The sequence below is a fragment of the Halohasta litchfieldiae genome, assembly GCF_002788215.1.
In the GTDB taxonomy this organism is placed as follows: Archaea; Halobacteriota; Halobacteria; order Halobacteriales; family Haloferacaceae; genus Halohasta; species Halohasta litchfieldiae.
The window spans coordinates 1,968,328-1,988,243 of record NZ_CP024845.1; the positions used below are offsets into that span (position 1 = coordinate 1,968,328).

Annotated in this window: 19 protein-coding genes; 7 read left to right on the plus strand and 12 right to left on the minus strand. The window is 61.2% G+C overall.

Annotated features, from left to right (window positions below):
* Positions 1–59: 59 nt before the first annotated feature.
* Positions 60–341 (plus strand): hypothetical protein, encoded by a 282-nt coding sequence (locus HALTADL_RS09975; protein WP_143054128.1) that lies wholly within the window; start codon positions 60–62, stop codon positions 339–341.
* Here HALTADL_RS09975 and HALTADL_RS09980 read toward each other — a convergent pair whose 3' ends face one another.
* Positions 342–1,004, minus strand: coding sequence for an Sjogren's syndrome/scleroderma autoantigen 1 family protein (locus HALTADL_RS09980; RefSeq protein WP_089671780.1), 663 nt, complete (start codon positions 1,002–1,004; stop codon positions 342–344). It lies immediately after the preceding gene.
* A 102-nt stretch (positions 1,005–1,106) separates the two neighbouring features.
* Between HALTADL_RS09980 and mdh the strand changes: the two genes are divergently transcribed.
* The gene (mdh, locus tag HALTADL_RS09985; RefSeq protein ID WP_089671782.1) at positions 1,107–2,021 is read left to right on the plus strand and encodes a malate dehydrogenase; all 915 of its coding nucleotides are present in this window, start codon (positions 1,107–1,109) and stop codon (positions 2,019–2,021) included.
* 5 nt (positions 2,022–2,026) lie between these two features.
* Here the strand turns inward: mdh and HALTADL_RS09990 are convergent, their stop codons facing one another.
* Together HALTADL_RS09990 and HALTADL_RS09995 are read right to left on the minus strand one after the other, a co-directional pair.
* Positions 2,027–3,760 (minus strand): excinuclease ABC subunit C, encoded by a 1,734-nt coding sequence (locus HALTADL_RS09990; RefSeq protein WP_089671784.1) that lies wholly within the window; start codon positions 3,758–3,760, stop codon positions 2,027–2,029.
* Between the two features lie 27 nt (positions 3,761–3,787).
* Positions 3,788–4,819, minus strand: a complete 1,032-nt coding sequence (locus HALTADL_RS09995) for a DUF7343 domain-containing protein (RefSeq protein WP_089671786.1) — start codon at positions 4,817–4,819, stop codon at positions 3,788–3,790.
* Between the two features lie 370 nt (positions 4,820–5,189).
* Here HALTADL_RS09995 and HALTADL_RS10000 point away from each other — a divergent pair, with 370 nt between their 5' ends.
* Positions 5,190–5,444, plus strand: coding sequence for a hypothetical protein (locus tag HALTADL_RS10000; protein ID WP_089671787.1), 255 nt, complete (start codon positions 5,190–5,192; stop codon positions 5,442–5,444).
* Positions 5,445–5,519: 75 nt separating this feature from the next.
* Here HALTADL_RS10000 and HALTADL_RS10005 read toward each other — a convergent pair whose 3' ends face one another.
* Positions 5,520–6,041, minus strand: coding sequence for a 2'-5' RNA ligase family protein (locus HALTADL_RS10005; protein ID WP_089671789.1), 522 nt, complete (start codon positions 6,039–6,041; stop codon positions 5,520–5,522).
* Between the two features lie 116 nt (positions 6,042–6,157).
* Between HALTADL_RS10005 and HALTADL_RS10010 the strand changes: the two genes are divergently transcribed.
* Positions 6,158–7,300: an SPFH domain-containing protein gene (locus HALTADL_RS10010; RefSeq protein ID WP_089671791.1), complete on the plus strand. Its 1,143-nt coding sequence runs from the start codon at positions 6,158–6,160 to the stop codon at positions 7,298–7,300.
* A gap of 6 nt (positions 7,301–7,306) precedes the next feature.
* Here HALTADL_RS10010 and HALTADL_RS10015 read toward each other — a convergent pair whose 3' ends face one another.
* Positions 7,307–7,588: a hypothetical protein gene (locus tag HALTADL_RS10015; RefSeq protein WP_143054129.1), complete on the minus strand. Its 282-nt coding sequence runs from the start codon at positions 7,586–7,588 to the stop codon at positions 7,307–7,309.
* 108 nt (positions 7,589–7,696) lie between these two features.
* Entirely contained in the window at positions 7,697–9,754 is a 2,058-nt protein-coding gene (gene uvrB, locus HALTADL_RS10020; protein WP_089671794.1) for an excinuclease ABC subunit UvrB, read from the minus strand.
* Positions 9,755–9,887: 133 nt separating this feature from the next.
* Between uvrB and HALTADL_RS10025 the strand changes: the two genes are divergently transcribed.
* The gene (locus HALTADL_RS10025) at positions 9,888–11,504 is read left to right on the plus strand and encodes a stage II sporulation protein M (RefSeq protein WP_089671796.1); all 1,617 of its coding nucleotides are present in this window, start codon (positions 9,888–9,890) and stop codon (positions 11,502–11,504) included.
* A 15-nt stretch (positions 11,505–11,519) separates the two neighbouring features.
* Here HALTADL_RS10025 and HALTADL_RS10030 read toward each other — a convergent pair whose 3' ends face one another.
* Both HALTADL_RS10030 and HALTADL_RS10035 read right to left on the minus strand, forming a co-directional pair.
* Positions 11,520–12,572 carry an AI-2E family transporter gene (locus HALTADL_RS10030; RefSeq protein ID WP_089671799.1) on the minus strand — a complete coding sequence of 351 codons (1,053 nt, stop codon included), beginning with the start codon at positions 12,570–12,572 and terminating at the stop codon, positions 11,520–11,522.
* A gap of 85 nt (positions 12,573–12,657) precedes the next feature.
* Positions 12,658–13,626: a DUF4382 domain-containing protein gene (locus tag HALTADL_RS10035; RefSeq protein WP_089671800.1), complete on the minus strand. Its 969-nt coding sequence runs from the start codon at positions 13,624–13,626 to the stop codon at positions 12,658–12,660.
* A 579-nt stretch (positions 13,627–14,205) separates the two neighbouring features.
* On the opposite strand from HALTADL_RS10035, the gene HALTADL_RS10040 reads away from it, so the two are divergent.
* Complete coding sequence (locus HALTADL_RS10040) at positions 14,206–16,959, plus strand: PAS domain S-box protein (protein WP_089671803.1); 2,754 nt, start codon at positions 14,206–14,208, stop codon at positions 16,957–16,959.
* A 38-nt stretch (positions 16,960–16,997) separates the two neighbouring features.
* Here the strand turns inward: HALTADL_RS10040 and HALTADL_RS10045 are convergent, their stop codons facing one another.
* The gene (locus tag HALTADL_RS10045) at positions 16,998–17,678 is read right to left on the minus strand and encodes a class I SAM-dependent methyltransferase (protein WP_089671805.1); all 681 of its coding nucleotides are present in this window, start codon (positions 17,676–17,678) and stop codon (positions 16,998–17,000) included.
* A 93-nt stretch (positions 17,679–17,771) separates the two neighbouring features.
* Here HALTADL_RS10045 and HALTADL_RS10050 point away from each other — a divergent pair, with 93 nt between their 5' ends.
* Entirely contained in the window at positions 17,772–18,233 is a 462-nt protein-coding gene (locus tag HALTADL_RS10050; RefSeq protein WP_089671807.1) for a DUF2391 domain-containing protein, read from the plus strand.
* Between the two features lie 7 nt (positions 18,234–18,240).
* Here the strand turns inward: HALTADL_RS10050 and HALTADL_RS10055 are convergent, their stop codons facing one another.
* The 3 genes from HALTADL_RS10055 to HALTADL_RS10065 form a co-directional block, all read right to left on the minus strand.
* A complete protein-coding gene (locus HALTADL_RS10055) occupies positions 18,241–18,552 on the minus strand; it encodes a glutathione S-transferase N-terminal domain-containing protein (RefSeq protein WP_089671809.1) in 312 nt (103 codons plus the stop codon).
* Positions 18,553–18,639: 87 nt separating this feature from the next.
* Positions 18,640–19,224 (minus strand): magnesium transporter, encoded by a 585-nt coding sequence (locus HALTADL_RS10060; RefSeq protein ID WP_089671810.1) that lies wholly within the window; start codon positions 19,222–19,224, stop codon positions 18,640–18,642.
* The gene (locus HALTADL_RS10065; RefSeq protein WP_089671811.1) at positions 19,221–19,790 is read right to left on the minus strand and encodes a magnesium transporter; all 570 of its coding nucleotides are present in this window, start codon (positions 19,788–19,790) and stop codon (positions 19,221–19,223) included. The genes HALTADL_RS10060 and HALTADL_RS10065 overlap by 4 nt, the downstream gene beginning before the upstream one ends.
* Positions 19,791–19,916: the final 126 nt, after the last annotated feature.

Consider the following 19,916-nt stretch of genomic DNA (forward strand, 5'->3'; position numbering starts at 1 on the left):
GCGGGTTGGCGCAGCACGTGCACAACGTGCCAAAACTGCGTCGCCCGTGTGACACCACTATGCGAACACAACCCCCCACTTCCCCCTTCGATGTTGTTGGTGTCGGCATGGCTCGATACGGCGAGCCCCAACACGAAACCGCTGTCAGCTCTACTGACACGTTTTACGGGCCACCACAACACGAACAGCACGTCGAAGACCCCGACTGGCTCATCTCGATCGCTCGCCGATCGTTTAGCATCAACTCGATGGAGCCGTTCGGAGAGCCGGAGACTGAATCGGAACCGGAACCAAAATCAACTGACGAGCGGCCACGCGAACGCGCTGTTCTCGGACAGTAGCTACTCCAGTTCGGCAAGCGTGGCTGCGGCCTCACGGGCCGCGGTCAGCAGTTCACGCGCACGGCGTGGATCGTCGGTCCGCTCAGCTTCCTGAGCGAACCGCGTTACCGTCCGTGTCAGTGACTCGCGGGCCGCCGTGAGGTCGCCGGTCGACGACCCTGTGTGGCCGTCGACCCCACTCGTCGCATTCGTTTTTTGTTGTCGCTCGGTGACTGGTGAGACTCGCTCCTGTGGCTGCGTTGGGCGGCCGGACTGCGGCTGTGTCGACCGACTGGCCTCGCCCGGACCTGCCCCACCGGCGGTGGCTTGCGGGTCGACCTGTGTTGCTGGCTCGGCTTGCGACGGGTCGACCTGTGATCCCGCCGGCGTCGACGGCTGGCCTTCGGGAGCCGTCTCGGTCCGGGGTTCGGCCCCGTCGGCATCGGCTTGCGCCGCATCGGCCTCGGCTTGTACCGCTTCACCCTCGGCCTGACAGGACGGACAGAACGTCTGGCCGTCGTAGCGGAACAGCGGGTCCGAACAGCGGCCGCAGTGTTTGTTCGTCATCGTCGCACCCTTCAACAGCAGTTCGCTCATCCGACGGGTCTCGGCGCGCTTTTGGTCGTCGTCGGCGTACTTCTCCCGCAACTTCTCGCGTTCGGCTTCCTTATCGAACTCACTCATAACCGGTGTAACGTGACTGCTGTGGAAAAATACCGCGGCTCAGTGACTGTCCAGCTTCAGCCACCGAAAGCTACAGGGAACATCCCCACGTGTCACTTTAGCATGGCAAAAGTGAGTATCGTCGGTGCGGCAGGAACAGTCGGTGCAGCCACGGGCTACAATCTCGCGCTTCGAGATATCGTCGACGAACTGGTCTTCGTCGACATTCCGAAGATGGAAGACGAGACGGTCGGCCAGGCCGCCGACACCAACCACGGCATCGCCTACGACTCCAACACGGTCGTCCGACAGGGCGACTACGCCGCAACCGCTGGCTCTGATGTCGTCGTCATCACCGCGGGCATCCCCCGGTCGCCGGGCCAGACCCGACTTGATCTCGCCGAGGACAACGCCCCGATCATGGAAGACATTAGCTCTTCGCTCGCCGAATACAACGACGAGTTCATCACCGTCACCACCTCGAATCCGGTCGACCTGCTGAATCGCCACCTGTACGAAACCGGCGACCGCCCCCGCGAACACGTGATCGGCTTCGGCGGTCGACTCGATTCGGCGCGCTTCCGCTACGTGCTGAGCCAGCGGTTCGACACCCCCGTCAACAACGTCGAAGCAACGATTCTCGGCGAACACGGCGACGCGCAGGTGCCGGTGTTCTCGAAAGTTCGGGTCGACGGCCGTGATCCTGCGTTCGACGCGGACGAGAAAGAGGAGATCCTCGGCGACCTCCAACAGTCGGCGATGGACGTGATCGAAAAGAAAGGTGCGACCCAGTGGGGTCCAGCAACCGGTGTCGCCCACACTATCGAGGCGATTCTCACCGATTCCGGTGAGGTACTTCCCTGTTCGGTCGCCCTCGACGGCGAGTTCGATCACGATGAGACGGCGTTGGGCGTCCCGGCCAAACTCGGCAGCGATGGGGTCGAAGAAATCGTCGACTGGGAACTCGACGAGTACGAAACCGAGCTGCTGGCCGAGGCCGCCGAGAAACTCACTGAGCAGTATGGCAAAATCGCCTGAGTCGACTATAGCCGCTGGCTGATCGCTGCCGCCGTCTTCGTGCCAACGCCGTCGACATCTTTCAAATCCTCCTCCGACGCGTTGCGGACGTTTTCGACGCTCCCGAACCGCCCGAGCAGTCGACGCCGCGTCTCGGGACCGACGCCCGAAATCCCGTCGAGGGCCGTCGCAACCTCGTCGCGGAGCGTCTGATGGTACTGGACGGCGAACCGATGGGCCTCGTCGCGGACGCGCTGGCAGACGTGGAGGTGGTCGGCGTCGTTCGGCCAGTCGAAAACCCGGTCGGGGGTGACGATGAGTTCTCGCTCCTTGGCCAACGCGACTGCTGGCACGTCCCAGCCGGTCGCTTCGAGGGCGTCGAGCGCCGCGCCGAGCTGTCCCTCGCCGCCGTCAATGAGCAGAAGGTCCGGATCGGGTCGGTCATCGCGGCCCTCGACCGCCCGGCTGGCTCGCCACTCGATGAGGTCGTACATATTCGCGTAGTCGTCGTTTCGGTCGGTCAGCTTCTTCCGTCGGTAGTCGCTTTTTGCGGCGCTGCCGTCGACGAAACAGACGTTGCTCCCGACGACCGCCTTCCCCTGTGAGTGGCTTACATCGAAGCCTTCGATGCGGGTCGGTCGACCGATTCCGAGTTCGTCGCCGAGTGTGCCGAGGGGATCGCCAGCGACCGGTCCCTGCCGGGCATTTTTCAGGGCTAAGTCGACCAGCGTCGCCTCGCGTCCGGCTCCCGGCACGCGGACGGCGACTCCCTCGGCTTCGAGCCACTCTGTGACCTCCGAATCGCTCGGTCGCTCCGACAGCAGGAGGGCGTCGGGGAACTCCCGCTCGGCGTAATACTGTGGGATAAACGCCGAAAGCAGCGCCGGGATTCGAGCGTCATCGTCCGGCGCATCGAGTGTGTGCCGCGACCGGTCGACCAGTTGGCCGTCCTCGCTGTGGAGCCGAGCAACCGTCGCCTGATCGCCCTCGACGGAGACGCCGAGGACGTCGACGGCTCGCTCCCGGCTGTGGCCCGAGACGGCCGACTCGCCACCACCGTGAAAGTTCTCGACGGTTTTGAGCCGATCCCGGAGGTTCGCGGCCCGCTCGAAAGCCTGCCCTTCGGCGGCGGTCTCCATCTCTCGTCGGAGCGGATCGGCAAGCACGCCAGTTTCGCCCTCGAAGAATCGGACTGCGGCTTGGACGTCCTCCCGGTAGCTCTCGGGATCGATCTCGCCGGTACAGGGCGCGGTACAGAGTCCCATCTCGTAGTCCAGACAGGGCCGATCCCGACCACTATATTTGTGGTCCGAACAGCCCCGAAGCCCGTAGGTTTCGCGGATCGCCTTGACGACTGTTTCGACGCGGCCCTTGTCAGTAAAGGGGCCAAAGACGGTTGCAGCGTCGCTGGGATCTCGGGTGATTTCGATCCGCGGAATCGGATGATTTGTGAGCTGGACCAGCGGATAGGATTTGTCGTCCTTCAGCCGGACGTTGTACCGCGGCTGGTGGCGTTTGATCAGGTTCGCTTCGAGCAGGAGCGCTTGCGTCTCTGTGTCAGTGACGGCGAACTCGATGCGGTCTGCCTGTCGGACCATTCGGCGGATGCGATTGGACCGTGGGTCGGTGTAGGATCGCACCCGCGAGCGGATGTCGACCGCCTTGCCGACGTAGAGCACCGTCTCGCCGTCGTGGAACTGGTAGACCCCCGGCTCGCTGGGGGCCGACCGGGCCTGCTCGGCGAGCGTCGAGCGCTGCATTCGTCGACTGTAGGGGCGCGACGATTTTTAAGTTGACGAGCCGTCTTTGTCTTCCCACGAGGGCGTGATATCCGCCGGTTCGTGGCCGCGGAGGCAGACCAGATTTTCGCGGCCAAGTCGGATGCGGGTGATATCCTCGTCGTCTTCCATCGACGACAGCAGTCGACTCACTTTGGATTTCGACCAGTCGGTGGCTTCGACGATCTGTGACTGTTTGAGTCGGCCATCGTGGGTCGACAGGAGCTGTCGGACTTGTTCCTCGTCACGGACCGGGGGATCGAACGCCTGCTCGGCGGCCGGTTCAGAGGTCGTCTCAGTTTCAGTCTCGGCAGTCGACTCGTTGCCGGTCGAAACGCCGAATTTCCGGAGCCCGGTCATGAACCGCCCGGCGACCAACAGGAAGCCGAACGCGCCCGCTGTCAGCGAGCCGACGGTGATGATGGCGATCCGATAGGGGGTCGATCCGTCCCGGGGATCGGTGCCAAGCATCACTTCGACGCCATCGGTCAGCCCGTCATCGTCGGAGTCGGCGACCGCGGGATGGGTGCCAAGCCCGATCTCGCGCTCGTTTGTCAGTCCGTTTCCATCGAGATCGCCGTCTTTCTCGATAATGTGGACCGGCAACAGCACCTGCTCGCGTGGCTCACCGCTACTGCCGCGTCCGTCATAGATTTCGACGGCCAGCGTCGTTTCGCCCGAAAAATTGTCGGGCCACTCCGACTGCGTGAGCGTGACGCTGGTCGACTCGCTGCTGTCGACGGCGGTCAACTCACAGGCCAGTGGCTCGTCGGCCGGTTCCTGATTGTCCGTATTGCCGTTGTTGTACTCCGAGAGACAGACCGTATGCATACTGTCAGTCGGTGCTGCAAACGAAACCGTCACTGAGTATGGGCTATACTGCCAGAGATATGTCGACGACTCGTCTTCGAGGGCGATACCGTCGCCGTGCTGTTCGACTGCGAGGTCGGAGTGATTTGAGCCAGCGGCGATGCCACTAAACATCGCGACACAGATCAGCAGTCCGACCAGAACTGTGGGGAGGGCTACTCTGGAAGGCATGAGTTAGGCGGGTGAGAGATGATTATGCAATGTGGTACACAGCTATTTCTCTGTGAAGGGGAAGTAGCTTGTCCCCACCCGGCCGTCATATGTTATCAGAACTGATTCTTGGCACGATAGATTAAACAACCACAATGGACAGAAAGCTGATATGGGTTGGCTATCCGTGCGGCGGCTCTTGGGATTGCTGTGGGAGGGGCCGTCGACTGCGGTGACTGATGGTGTGGCCATCGATGATACCCATCCGCCGATAGCGTGGCGACAGCAACCGACAGGCTACAGACGGGCAGACGGGAGGCACCCACACTCGTGGCCTGTGTCGCATTGTCGCAACCGATAGCCACTACCGAATGGACGCCAAAGCCAACCCATGACACGCCTGTGGCTCGTCGAGCGCAGTTACGACGACCGGGACCTCGTTTCGTTCACTTATGCAACCGTCGACGGCACCCACCAGCTTCGCAAACAGCTGTCGATGGCCCTGCTCCGCCAACGGGGGCCGACCACCGCCGCCATTGAGGTCGACGACGAGGAACTCAGCGCAGTCGACGAGACCAACCAAGCACAGTTCGCGGCCGAAGCCCAAAAGATGCAGTCGAAACACGATCCCGACGACGAAATATAACAGTATACGCTTTCTATCAGTACCGTAGGCAGTGCCTACTTGTTTTAGCTGGGGCCTGAACAGGCTCACATTCGCTCAGGCAGGCAGCGAGTACCGCGAGACTGCCTCACGGTAGCGGGAATCCCAGATTTGGAGCTGCGAGACGGTCCACGAAATCGGGTCGATCTCCCCAGCGAGGCGTTCGGCATCGGCCACCGATCCCCCGCGGGCAAGGGTGATATGTGGGGTGTAGTCGTCGCCTTCCAGTTCCGGGATGGTGCCGAACTCGTCGGTGAACCGGTCGTGAAGCCCTCGGAGTCCGGGACTGTCGACGGTCAGATAGACGACCGGTCCCGCGCCGCGGACTGGCTCGGCGAAGAAGTCGATTGCTCGGGTCTCAGCCTCGAATGCTGGCGTCCCCGTCAGCACCTGTGGCACTCGCTGTTGGAGTCGCGCTAGCTGTAGCTCGGGTTGGCTGGCCGGCAGCGTCGACTCGTCGAATCGTTTGGCGACGAGGGTTCGGTGGTCCCGTATCTGGTCGAAGTCGACGAGCCGGGGGTGGAGGTCAGCCGCCAGTTGGGCGACTGCTCCGGGGACGGGGACGTTGAGACTGAACACAGGGGGTGTGGGTACCCGGTGGGCAAAAACACGCGGATCGGCCGCCGAGCCGCGCGGCAACGGCCGCAGATCGTGTCAAGGGATAGTGGTAAGTGTGGCCGGACCCAATGACAGCTATGAACACGGTACTCAGTATCGGCGGTGGCTCTGCCGGGCGGATTCCGGACATCGTCTGGACGACACTTGCCGTCTTCGCGGCCGGGATTATCGGTGTGCTGCTGTTTGCAGGACTCAGCCCCACAGTCGCGGTTGGACTCCTGTTGATCGTCGTCGCTGGTGTGGCGCTCGCCAGTGCGGTCGAAATCGTCGAAGCCTACGAGAAACGGGCGCTCACCGTCTTCGGCGAGTACCGGAAACTCCTAGAGCCGGGACTGAACCTCGTTCCTCCGTTCGTCTCTCGGACTTACACGTTCGACATGCGAACCCGAATGATCGACGTCGACCCCCAAGAGGCAATTACCCAAGACAACTCTCCAGTGCGAGCCGACGCCGTCGTCTACTACCGAGTTATGGACGCCAAAAAGGCGTTTCTGGAGGTCGACGACTACGAAAACGCGATTTCGAACCTCGCCCAGACCACCCTGCGCGCGGTGATCGGTGATCTGGAACTCGACGACACGCTCTCGCGGCGCGATCAGATCAACGACCGCATTCGTCGGGAACTCGACGAACCGACCGACGAGTGGGGTATTCGCGTCGAGGCCGTCGAGGTCCGCGAAGTCAGCCCATCGCCGGAGGTCAAAAGCGCGATGGAGGACCAGACCTCCGCCGAGCGCCGTCGACGGGCGATGATCCTCGAAGCACAGGGCTCGCGCCGTTCTGCGGTCGAAAAGGCTCAGGGAGACAAGCAGGCCGACATCGTTCGCGCACAGGGGTCGAAACAGAGCCAGATCCTCGAAGCACAGGGTGATGCGATTTCGACCGTCCTGCGCGCCAAATCCGCCGAATCGATGGGCGAACGTGCCATCATCGAACGCGGGATGGAGAGTCTCGAACGCATCGGGCAAGGCGACTCCTCAACGTTCATCCTGCCGCAGGAACTCACCTCGCTTGTGGGTCGCTACGGCAACCACCTCACCGGCAGCGATGTGCAGAAAGACGGTCAGGAACTCGAAAGCCGCGACTTCGACGACGAAACCCGCGAGATGCTTGGATTGGACAACATCGAAGAACTACTGACGAATCTGGATGTCGACGACCTCGCCGAAATCGGCGGCGATGGCAAGACGCTGGAAACCGAAGTCGAAACCAACGACTAACGGCTGTTAGTCGGAGCTGCGTTCCCAGTACTGCATCCAGTCCCGGAGCGGAACCCGGACCTCGCCGACGCTCATTGTAAGGCCGCCATCGAACCGCCAGTTGGCAGTTTCTGCGTCCTGCCGCATGCTCATCGGCACGTCGACAGAGACGTCCTCGAACTCGCATTCGAGGGCCTGATTCCGCTCGGCGGCCTCGCTGGTGAGATAGTCGATCAGGTCGAGCCAGTCGTCGACCTCCGAGGGGGCGGTGGCGAACTCCGACTGACTGTCCGAGTCAGCAGCGGTCATATCTACCCCCATGCGGTACTCCCTCAAAGGCGTTTCCGCTTTTTTTGGTTACTGAGAGTCGGCTCATACTGTCTACTGAAGATGGTACCGTCCCAACAACGAACCGTATCAGAACTCCGGTTCGGCCTCGGGTTCGACGCCCAAATCCTCGTCAAGGTCGAACGACTGGCGGAGTTCCCTGATTCGGTCGCGGATGTCGGCAGCCAACTCGAACTCTAGATTGTTCGCAGCTTCCTGCATTCGGTCTTCGAGCTGCTCGATCTGATCGAGGGCCTCGTCATCAGTCCCGGGAGCGTCGGTCGACAGCCCACTTGTGTCGGTTTTCGACCCCGGAAGGTTGGTCTCGCTGACTGGCTTGTCAATTGTCGTCGGATCATTCCCGTGCTCGGCGTTGAACTCCTGTTGGATCTCGCGTCGACGCTGTGTTTCGTCAATCGCGGCAGCCATCGCGTCGGTCGTCTCGTCGGCATACAGGATCACTTCGCCGTTGACGTTGCGGGCTGCGCGACCCATCGTCTGGACCAGCGTGGTCTCGGAGCGGAGGAACCCCTGCTGGTCGGCATCGAGAATCGCCACGAGCGAAACTTCCGGAATATCCAGCCCCTCTCGGAGCAGGTTGATCCCGACGAGTACGTCGATTTCGCCAAGCCGGAGACTCCGAATGAGTTCGTGGCGTTCGAGTGTGTCGGTTTCGTCGTGCATGTAAGCGACGTCGACACCCGCCTCGTCGAAGTACTCGGTCAGGTCCTCGGCCATTCGCTTTGTGAGCGTCGTTACGAGGGTTCGCTCGTCGCGGTCGATCCGGCGGTGGATTCGGTCGAGCAGATCCTCGACCTGTCCGGTCGCGGGGACGGTTTCGACCTTCGGGTCGACCAAATGGGTCGGTCGAACGATCTGTTCGACCACCTGCTCGGAGTTGTCCAACTCGTAGTCGCCGGGGGTCGCACTCACATAGAGCAGTCGCTCGGTTTTTTCCTCGAACTCCTCGAACGTCAGCGGGCGGTTGTCGTAGGCCGTCGGCAGCCGAAACCCGTTTTCGACCAGCGAATCCTTCCGGGATTTGTCGCCTGCGAACTGACCCTTGATCTGGGGAAGAGTGACGTGAGATTCGTCGACGACACAGAGGAAATCGTCGGGGAAGTAGTCCAGCAGGGTGTAGGGAGCCTCACCCGAATCCCGATCCGACAGATGGACCGAGTAGTTCTCGATTCCGGAGCAGTGGCCGGTTTCCTGCAACATTTCGATGTCGAAGGTTGTGCGCTCCTCGATTCGCTGGGCGGCCACGAGGTCGCCCTGTCGCTCGAAGTAGTTTACTCGCTCTTCCATCAGGCCCTCGATCTCGGCGATGGCCTCTTCGAGGGTGTTGTCGGGGATCGAGTAGTGTTCCGCGGGGTGAATGAGAACAGCGGGTTCGGTAGAGACGACTTCGCCAGCGAGTGGGTCGACTTTGAGCAGGCGGTCGATTTCGTCGCCCCAGAACTCGACCCGTACCGCATACCGACCGTACATCGGGAAGATTTCGACGGTGTCGCCGCGGACCCGAAATGTCCCCTGTGAGAAGTCGACGTCGTTGCGCTCGTAGTTGAGGTCGACCAATCGAGCAAGGAGGTCGTCACGGTCCATCTGCTGGTCGACGCTCAGTTCGAGCGAGAGATCACGGTATGTGGCCGGATCACCCAGCCCATAAATTGCAGATACCGAGGCGACGACGATCACGTCGTCCCGTGTCAGCAGCGACCGCGTGGCTGAGTGGCGGAGTCGCTCGATCTCCTCGTTAATCGACATATCCTTGTCGATGTAGGTATCGGTCTGTTCGACGTAGGCCTCGGGCTGGTAGTAGTCGTAGTACGAAACGAAGTATTCGACAGCGTTGTTCGGGAACAGATTTTTGAATTCTTCGTAGAGTTGGGCCGCCAGCGTCTTGTTGTGGGCTAACACGAGCGTCGGCGTGTCGAGTCCTTCGACGACCCACGAGACCGTGTTCGTCTTTCCGGAGCCGGTGACGCCAAGCAGTGTCTGTTCGTCCATCCCGGACTGGTAGCCCGAGACTAACTGTTCGATAGCCTCCGGCTGATCGCCCGCCGGATCGAACGGCGCGTCGACCGCAAACGGCTGGTCGTCGCCCGGACGGTCCGGCTGGAGGGGTCCAGACTGCGTATCGCTCATTGGCAGTGCTTAGAGATGCGCGTACTTTACGGGCCCGGTGGGGGGTGCTGAGAGACAAACCCCGGAAATTACTATCCAGCAACACGACCGGTCGACTGTGAACGTAGGAACCTCCATCAGATCCGGTGTTCGTGTGCTCACCGAGCGCCCAGCGAGCGTGTTGCCCGTCTACCTGCTCGTCGTTGGGATCTCCGCCGTGACACGGGTGCCGGTACTCGTCGGACTGGCAGCCATCATCGGGCTCCTCGCTGCCGATGGTCGGTTAGATACCCTTTTTACGGAGCTTCAGGCGGCTGATCTCGAACAGTTGAGCGAAACCCCACAGTCAGAACTCGGGCCCGAGGCACTGTCCCCGGCACTCGAAGCCGCCGTTCTCGATCTTTTTTCGCCGGAGATCGTCGCCCTGTTCGTTGGAGCAGTGGGTACAGCGATTGTCGTTAGCATCCTCGCCAACGGTTTCGGTAACGCCGCGGCGATCAACGGTATCTACGGCTGCCTGTACGGCACAGATGGGGTCCGAGACGCCGTCGACGGTGTTGGTCGCGACTGGAAGCCGTTTGTCGGCATCGCGCTTGCACAGGTCGGGATTCTCCTTCTCGGCGCGGTCCCGCTCGCAATCGGCGCGGGCCTGTTTTCGGTGTCGCCGGTTGCCGGCACCGCGGCCACCCTCGTCGGCGGACTGCTCTCGGTAGCTATCATCATTGTTGGCCTGCTGTTACTCGCGTTTGCTGGCCAAGCGGTCGTCGTCGACGGCGTCGGTTTCGGGGGCGCGCTCCGCCGGAGTGCCGGCTTCCCGTTCCGACAGCCGATCCCGTTTGTCGCCTACATTCTGGTCACTCTCGGCGTCTTCGGCGCACTCAGCGTTCTCGGTGGGCTGTTCGGCGCCCTCGGTGTCTCACAACTCACGGGGATTCTCAGCCCGCTTGTCGCCATCCCGTTCGTGGATGCGTTCAAAACTGCCCTGTACGCGGACCGTCCCTTCTCGCCCCGGGCGGTCGACCAACACCAGTCGTCGCCCACCGAGACACAGGTGACCGATGGCGGCGACCAACGAACTGTCGACGACATGCAGACCGCGACAGACGACGAAACCGCGGCAGACCATGAGGAAACCGCGGTCGACGACCAGTCCCCGGCCGCAGACAAGCCGCCGTATCGCCAGCGATTCGTCGGCGCGTTTCGGGACGGACTGGCCGCCCTCGGTGGTTTTGTCCGCGGTCATCCTGTGCCGATCTTGGCTGCCGCAGCGGTGTTCGGGCTGGCCGCAGTCGGTGGCTGGCAGCTCACCGCCCAGTACGCCTTGGATCTCCCACCGGGTGGCGATGTCGGCGAGATCTTCGGGACGTTCCCGCTGGCGGTGTTCGTGATGCTCGCCGCCAACAACTGGCTCGTCTCGGCGACCGCCATCTACGGCGGGATCGCTCTCGGCGTGCCGACCGCCGTCGACATGCTGCTCAACGGCTTCATCGTCGGTGCGGTGTACGGCGTGGTTGAGCCACTGACGTTTGCTGCACTTGTCGCCCCGCATGGTGTGATCGAACTCCCGGCGATCATCATCGCTGGGGGGTTGGGGTTCCATCTCGCCGTGACTGTGGCTGGCGTCTTTCGGGGCACGCGCACGTCGACCGAACTGGCCGACGTGCTCCGACTCGCCTACCGTGTGCTGTTGGGGCTGGCAGTTGTTCTCGTAATCGCGTCGTTCATCGAGGCGTTTCTGACGCCCGCGATTGCGGAACTGGTTCTTCAGTAACTCTCTTTTTGCCCCTCAGTCGTCATCTGTCGGTTCCGTCATCGACTGGCCGCTCTCGGTCGACTCCTCGGTTGTGAGCGTCTCGATTTCTGTCTCGAACTCTTGGGAGACGAGCCCGGCCGACTCCACCAGCAGGGCGACGACGAGCGGGCCGATGATGATGCCGATTGCGCCGAGGCTCAGCAGGCCACCGACGAAGCCGATGAAGTAGAGACTGCCGTCGAGATCCGCCGTGCGGCTGGCGATCCGGGGGCGGATCAGGAGATCCGGGAGCCACGCGATGAGTGTGCCGCCGATGACTGCGACCAGCAGCCCGCCGATCAGATCACCAGCAAGCAGGTGGCCACCGGCGAGCACGGCGATGAGCAGACTCGGACCCGCAATCGGGATGAACTGGAGTACCCCCGCGGTGGTGGCCAGAATGATGGGTTCCTCGTAGCCGAACAGCACGAAGACGGGCAGGGCGATCAGGAACGTGCCGAGGGCAGTCGTCACCTGCAGCACGTAGAGCGCGAACAGCGTCTTGTGGGCCCGCGTGTGGAGCGCCTCGACGATGTCACGGTAGTTCGGCGGAACAACGGCGATAGTTGCGGTTCGAATGTCGCTTTGATTGTGGACCAGCGAGAACACCAACAGCACGAACAGCGTCAGTTTGACCAGCAACACCGGCAGCGCAGCCGCCACCGCCCGCGCGAACGCTGTCAGTTCCCGTGTGACGAGCGAAATCGCGTCGGCGACGACCAGTTCGTAGGTAAATCCGCCGACGCCGAGCGGGATCGATTCGGGGAGTCCACGGATGAGCGCGGTCACTTCCGTAAACCGAATAATAAGGAGATAGACGAGGGGACCGAACAGCGCGACAACGCCGCCGACGGCGATTCCGGTCACCGCCACCGTTGCAGCGAGCCGCGAAAGCCCACGTCGACGAAGCCACTGCCGGAGCGGAACCAACAGATAGGCGACCGAGATCGCGAGAAACACCGTTCCCAGCACCTCGAAGAGGATGACGGCCGCAACGGTGGCAATCGCAGCCAACACGCCTCCGAGCACGTAGGGTCGACGGTCCATACTCTGTCACTGCAACGGGTCCACAAAACAGTTCGGCATCCGACGGGTCAGTGTGTCGGACCGATGCTCCTCGGCGACCTCCGTCTTATTCGTCGTCGACTGTTTCGGTGCCGTTCTGGTCTGTGCTGTTGGTTTCGTCTCCGTCAGCAGTGCTGTTGGTTTCGTCTCCGTCAGCGTCTTGCTCGTCGGCTCCGTTCTCGTTGTCGTTGTCTTGTCCCTTGTCGACCTCTTCGACGTCGACGTCCTTGCCTGCCACGCCGCTTTCCGAAATCACGGGCAGGAGGTTGTATGCTGCCTTGTTGCCCTTCTTGACGACGTTGATATCGAAGACAAAGCTCAGCGGCTCGTCGGCGGTGATCTCGAACGGTTTGGTGATCTGGAGCTTCCCGCTGGGGATTGTGACGTCGACCGAGTTCCCGTCGACGACGCCGTCGACGTTGCTGGCGTACAGTTCGATCTTCGAGTAGCTGCCTGCCTCCAGTTCGCCGTCGAACACGCCGATTGCTTTGTCGCCGACGACTTCGGTGAGGTCGACGGTCGCACCGTCGAGATCAATGATCGAAAAGCCGCCCTCTCGGCTGTTTGCTTCGTCATCATCTACCTCTTGGTCCTCGTCACGAGGCTCGTCGTCGGTCATCTCGCTCTCGTTCGTTTCGTTTTCGACCTCTTGGTCGTCCTCGGTCTCGGATTCGTTGGTTCCGTTTTCAGTCTCGACTTCTTGATCGTCCTCGGTCTCGGTTTCGTTTGCTGCTTGGTCATCTTCTTCGTCGCCCTGTTTGAAGATTCGGGCTCTGTCGAACGACACGTTCAGCGAGTCGAAGTCACCGATTGCGACCGGCTGATCGCTGATGAGCAGTCGGAACGACCCGGTCGTCTCACTGTCGGTCGTGCTGTCGCTGGTCGTGCCATCATCGCCGCCGGTGCCGCTATCGCTTTGGCCCGTACAACCAGCCAGTAGAGTGACGCCAACGCCAGCGCCAATTCCAAGGAGGTGTCGACGGTCGACTGTGTGTGCGCCTCTCGGTGCCCGATCTTTCGGCGAATGGTCGGTCATTGCGTTTCTGCCTGAGTCCTGTACAGTACTAATACCGTGAGTTTCTCATCCCGAGTTAGGTCCAATTAAACCGAATTACGGCCGATTTGGCGCTTCTGATGTCGTTTAGGACTATTGTTGCTTGTAGCCGACAGCCCCAGTCGACGCTTGGAGGCTGTGACAGAGCCTCGACGGACGATTGGTATCGGTCGCGGGGGCTCGATTGTGTCGAGATCGACGGAATACCCAATATAATTAGGTTCAGAGGTTTTCCATCTTTGTCTCCCACTACAAGATGCGGGCACACACCATCGGATACGGCCCCCATCCGGTGGGTGCTGGAATCATCGGGTACGGCCCCTACCCGGTGAGTACTGTACTGTTCCCCCCGCTGGCCCCCACCCCTCCACCACGTGGCTCGCATTACTGCAGATCCCTTCTGACGGGGATTCTGCCCCACCCCTTCGAATACATCTCTGGCAGCCGCAGGACTTGCTGACTCTGTCTCGTGTCACGTGCCACGATCTGAGTCGACTAGTCGTGGTAACTGGTACCTCCATCGGCGGAGGGTTGATATCAGATCCTGCTGTACACTGGGCAATGGCTGCAGAATCGCTCACCACAGTGCTCCAAGAGACGCTTGGGCTGTTCGATGGCTCCGGAACGCCACTGACAACAAACGAAGTGGCAGCCCAGCTTCCAATCGGTCGACGGAGTTGCTACGAACGATTAGAGCGACTCGTCGACCACGACCGACTTGAGACGAAGAAGGTCGGGGCCAACGGGCGTGTCTGGTGGCGTCCCGCCGACGATGCGGTGGACTATCGCCCACCGGAGTCGACGCGGTATGTCACCCAGCCCTCCAGTGACACCGAGACTCGACAGGCGGCGACCGCACGGTTCGAGGCGCTGTTCGAGAACTCCCCGGATATGATCGATGTTCTGGACGCCGAGGGGCGGCTGGTGTCGGTGAACCAGCGACTCTGCTCGGAACTCGGCTACACCAGCGCCGAACTCGTCGGCAAGGGCATTTGGGAGTACGACCAGTCACTCGACGCCGATGGGGTCGAGAGCCTGCTGTCGGAGCTCTCTGTCGACGAGTCACAAACGTTTGAGGCCCAATACTGCCGGTCCGATGGGTCGACGTTTCCCGTCGAGGTCAACCTCATTCGCCTGCGTTTGGCGGGTGAAGACCGATTTCTGGCGATCAGCCGGGATATCACCGACCGAACCGAACGCCAGCGGAAACTCGAACAGTACGAAACCATCGTCGAGACGGTTTCTGATGGGATTTATGCCGTCGACGAAGATGCGACGTTCGTCATGGTCAACGAGGGGTTTTGTGAGCTAACGGGCTACGAGCGCGAGGAACTCATCGGGTCGCACGCGACGCTGGTCGCCGCCGATGAGATCACGCCGAAAGCCGAGACACTGTCCGCAGAGATCAGCGCCGGCGACCGTGAGACGGCGAGCATCGAACTCGACATCCACACTGCCGACGGTGAGACTGTCCCGTGTGAAACTCGACTGGCCCCGTTCGGTGCCGGTCACGGCCGCTGTGGGGTCACCCGCGACGTCTCCGAGCAACTGCAACGGGAACAGGAGCTTCATGATCGCGTTCGACAGCAGGAGGTCGTGACCGAACTCGGCAAACGCGCGCTCGAAGACCGTGACCTCGACGAACTGATGGCCGAGGCCGCCGACCTCGTCGCCGACACGTTGGACAACGACTACTGCAAGGTTCTGGATCTCGAGACACAAAGCGACGAACTACTACTTCGACAGGGTACGGGATGGAACGAGGGAATCGTCGGCTCGGCAACGGTCTCGGCTGTCGAAGCCGAGTCACAGGCATCGTACACGCTCCAGACCGAGGAACCAGTTGTCGTCTCCGATCTCACGACAGAACCGCGGTTCAGTGGTCCTGCACTCCTGACCGACCACGACATCCGAAGCGGGATCAGCGTGATCATTGGCTCTCTTGAGAACCCGTGGGGCATCCTCGGTACCCACGATACCGAGCCGAAGGCATTCTCCGAGCACGACGCCAACTTCGTCCAGTCGGTCACAAACAGTCTGGCGACGGCGATCACCCGCCACCAGTACGAACAGCGGTTGGTCGCCCAGCGCGAGCGCGTCGACGCGCTGAACAATCTCAACGCAGTCATCAGGGAGATCACTACCGCGGTAATCGAACAGTCGACGCGTGAAGAGATCGAAGCCACCGTCTGTGAGCGACTCGCCGCAACCGACTCCTACTCGCTGGCCTGGGTTGGCGAGGTCGACACCGCCTCGAATACAGTCGATGTGCGAACCGAAGCCGGGGCGATGGGATACACCGACGGAATCACGATTTCGGTCGATGGCGACGATCCGTTGGCCACCGGCCCAACCGGGACCGCACTCCGGACGGGCGAGATTCAGGTCGTGAACGATATTCCAACCGACTCCGGCCACGACCCGTGGCGAAAGCAGGTCGAAGCCTACGGCCTTCGGTCGTCGGCCACCATTCCAATCGTTCACGAGAAAACAGTCTACGGCGTGTTGAACATCTATGCGGACCGTCCCAACGCCTTCGCACAGCAGGAGCGAGCCGTTATCGATCAGTTGGGAGAGATCATCGGTCACGCTATTGCCGCAACCGAGCGCAAGCAGGCGTTGCTGAGTACCGAACTGGTCGAACTCGAATACCGGATTCGAGATATTGGGACCGTCTTCGATGCGCCGGTCGACATCAACGGCACGACAACACTCGATCACGTGGTTCCGATCTCCAACACCGAGTTCCTCGTCTACGGCACTGTAACGGACGCCGCCATCGAGACCGTCACTGGTCTAGTCGACGTCCTGCCCCACTGGACGGCGGTGGAGTTCTATTCGGAGACCGATCCCGTTCGCTTCGAACTCCGGATGAGTGATCCACCGGTTCTCTCCGAGATCGCCTCTCACGGCGGCTACATCGACAGTGGGGTTATCGAAGACGGCGACTACTGTATGACGATCCATCTCGCACCGACCGCAGATATGAGTCGGGTCGCTGACCTCGTGAGAGACACCTATCCGCAGGTCGAGATGCTTCGCCGTCAACAGATCTCCAAGCCAAATGAAGGTTCCAGTCGTATTCAGCGTCGACTCACTGAGACGCTCACCGACCGCCAGTCGACCGTCCTTGAGATGGCCTACCACGCGGGCTACTTTGGATGGCCGCGTGATAGTTGCGCAGAAGACATTGCTGCGACGTTGGGGGTCGCACCGGCGACGTTCCACCAGCATATGCGCAAGGCCCAAAAACAGGTCTTCGACGAACTGCTGTCGACCACAACTCAACAACGACTGACTGCCGGAGACTCCTAACCGACAGCGTCCAGCGCCTCAGTTGACCGCCGAGAGTTTCAGGGCACGACGCCGACCGTCAGCAGCGTCCCCCACGTCCGATACCGGTCGACCATCGCCTCTCTGGTCTCCCAGTTGTCAGTCGGAAACGCCTCGGCGGGCGGAATCTCGATGTCCTGATCAGCGATTGTGTCCTGCTCGGCGACGTGGAACCCAGCGTCTCGAAACGCCTCGCGATACTGCTGGCGGTTCCAGCGAGTCATCTCAATCGAGATGTTGTCCTGCCACTTGTGGCTCGCCTCGTTTTCCTCGTAGTAGTTCACCGCACAGTAGAAGGTGCCACCGGGCCGGATGATTCGCCGCAGTTCCGCAAGGGTGTGGGCGGGGTCGGGCGCATAATAAAACGCTTCCATCGAGAACACGTGGTCGACGCTGTTGTCGGCGAATGGGAGCGCGTCGAAGTCACCGACGAGATAGTCGATTGCCTCGTCGTCAGTGTAGCCAGCCGCATTCCGAACCATCTCTGGCGCACCGTCGAGCCCACAGCCGTGGCCGATGTCGGCGGTCTCCCGCAAGGCCCGCAGTGCGTAGCCGCTGCCAGTACCCAGATCGAGGACGGTATCGCCTTTTTCGACCGGCATTCGAGCCAGTGCGTGTTTGGCGGTATGCCAGTGGCGGTCTTCCATCCCCTTGTCCCGGCCGCTTTCGGCCCAACTGTCGAACTCCTCGCGAACGCTCATGGACGTGACTGGTCGACGCCCAACTAAATCGGTTGCTCTCTCAGTTGCTCCGTCTCAAGCATTTATTAGGGGCTGGTGACTGTCGGGCAGTATATGTCATCACGACCGCGGCTCCGACCGGGAGTTAAAATACGGCGGCCGAAATTCAGACTGGCTGACTCCGCCCAGCAGATCGTCGGCGGCTTTCTGCTGGCCGGGCCGTTTGTCGTGACCGAGGAGGTCTGGGTGCTGGCGGGCAGTATGAGTAATCTGCAGGCTGTTTTGACGGTCTGTATCGTCGGCCTGATCGGTTACGCCGCGCTGTATCAGGCCGACACGAAGCGTGATCCGGATAGCGAACTGCAGGTCGCCGGGATTCCGATTCGATTTATATCCTTGATGCTCGTCTCCTTCGGCTCGGTCACCATCCTCGCGCTCGTGTTCGATGCTCCTGCCACGTTCCTCGGGGACAATGGGCTTTCACAGCTTGTACTCGCCCAAACGACATTTAAAGCCATCAGCGTCGGCTCGGTGTTCAGCGTCGTCGGTGCGGCAACCGCCGACAGCATCCTCTGATCCGGCGTTAGAACAGCCGCGACAGCAGTCGACTCACGAATCCGCCGGGCGGCTGTTGGCCATCGCCGTACTCCTCGTAGAGATACGCGACGATATCGTCACTTTCCGGCATCCCTTCGATTCCATTAGTACGGTCGACGAGAACCGGCACCCCGTACTGGCCACTTACCTCGTAGACCTCGGCTCGCTGGTCCCGTGAGTGGGGCACCGAGTGGGTTTCGTACTCCAGATTCAGATCATCAAGTGCTCGTCGGACCTTCTTGCAGTAGGGACAGCCCTGTAGATTGTACAGTTTGAGCTGTGGTGCTGACGTTGCCATACAGGCAGTATGGTGGCGAACAGCCAAATGATTGGGTGGATATGTGCGGTCGACGCACACGCCATCGGTAGCCACCGCCTACGACCATTAGACAACGACTACGACCACTGCGAAGAGGATGAGAACACCGGTAATATCACAGAGATTGGTGACGACCGGGATCGTCGTATCGTCGGGGTTGTAGCCGAGTCGGTAGGAGGCAGTCACCGAGGCGACGGACAACACGACGACCAGCAGTGCCAACAGCATCCCGCTGACCATCGAAATCGTGAACACTTCGAGCAGCGTGAGCGTGCCACCGAGGACGGTCCCGATCCCCCATGCAGCGAACCCAACGAGGCTGAACACGGTCGCCGCAAGCGCAAACACTGCACCGGTGTTGGCCCTAATTGCTGGGTTCGACGGCGAGAGTTCGAACGTCCCGAGATGGAGTTGGGTCGACAGCCGCGAACACATAATCGAGGCGAGATTTCCCGCCGTTCCGATCTGGACTGGCACGAGAACCAACAGTGAGGGCTGTGTGAGCAGCGTCCCTTCGAAGAACTCCAACACGGAGCCGGAGGCCATCTGGAGCAGCGACAGCGCGGCCAATAGCGGCACCATCGTCATCACCATCCGGCGAATCGACCACTCGGAGTCCCCTCCGTCGCCGGTGAGATCGCCCGAACTCATACCACCAACCCCACGACGTAGACGCCGACCAGCAAGAATAGCACGCCAAACACGTCACCGAGAGTCGTCACAACCGGGCCAATGATGTTGTCGGGGTCGAGCCCGCGACGATAGCCGAGGATGATCACCGAAACGAGCACTGAAAGCATGAGGATGGCACTCAGAAACCCTGCAACGAGCATGATGCCGACAAGCTGACCGAGGCTGCCCGACTGGCCGGTAAGCGTCAGTACGAGGAACGTGACGATGGCGATAAACACCGAGACGGACATTCCATTTATAAAGGAGGCGATGATCGCATTCGAGAGCCGTTCGTCGAGTTCGAACCGGGGTTCGATAATCCCCTGATGGAGGCCGCTGGAGATTCGGGCACCAAGGGAGCCGTAGACGCCGCCGCGGGTCGCCAGAAACGCCGGGAGAAGCAACAGAAGTCCGGGAACGCTTTCGATCCCGTTTCGCATGGTTTCGCTGCCGAGGATCGTCCCCGCAAACAGCCCCGCAACGAGGCTGACGACGATGACGGGCAAGGCGTCCCGGTAGACGTCCTTGGCCGTATCTTGGTACATCTGTCTCCACGTGGGCATGGAACGGATAAAAAAGTGGCTTGCGCGCCCCGGCCACCACTCTCGACTCCGTGACGCTGTCGACCAAACTGATCTGTTATCGATCTGTTGGTATGTACTAACGTGATA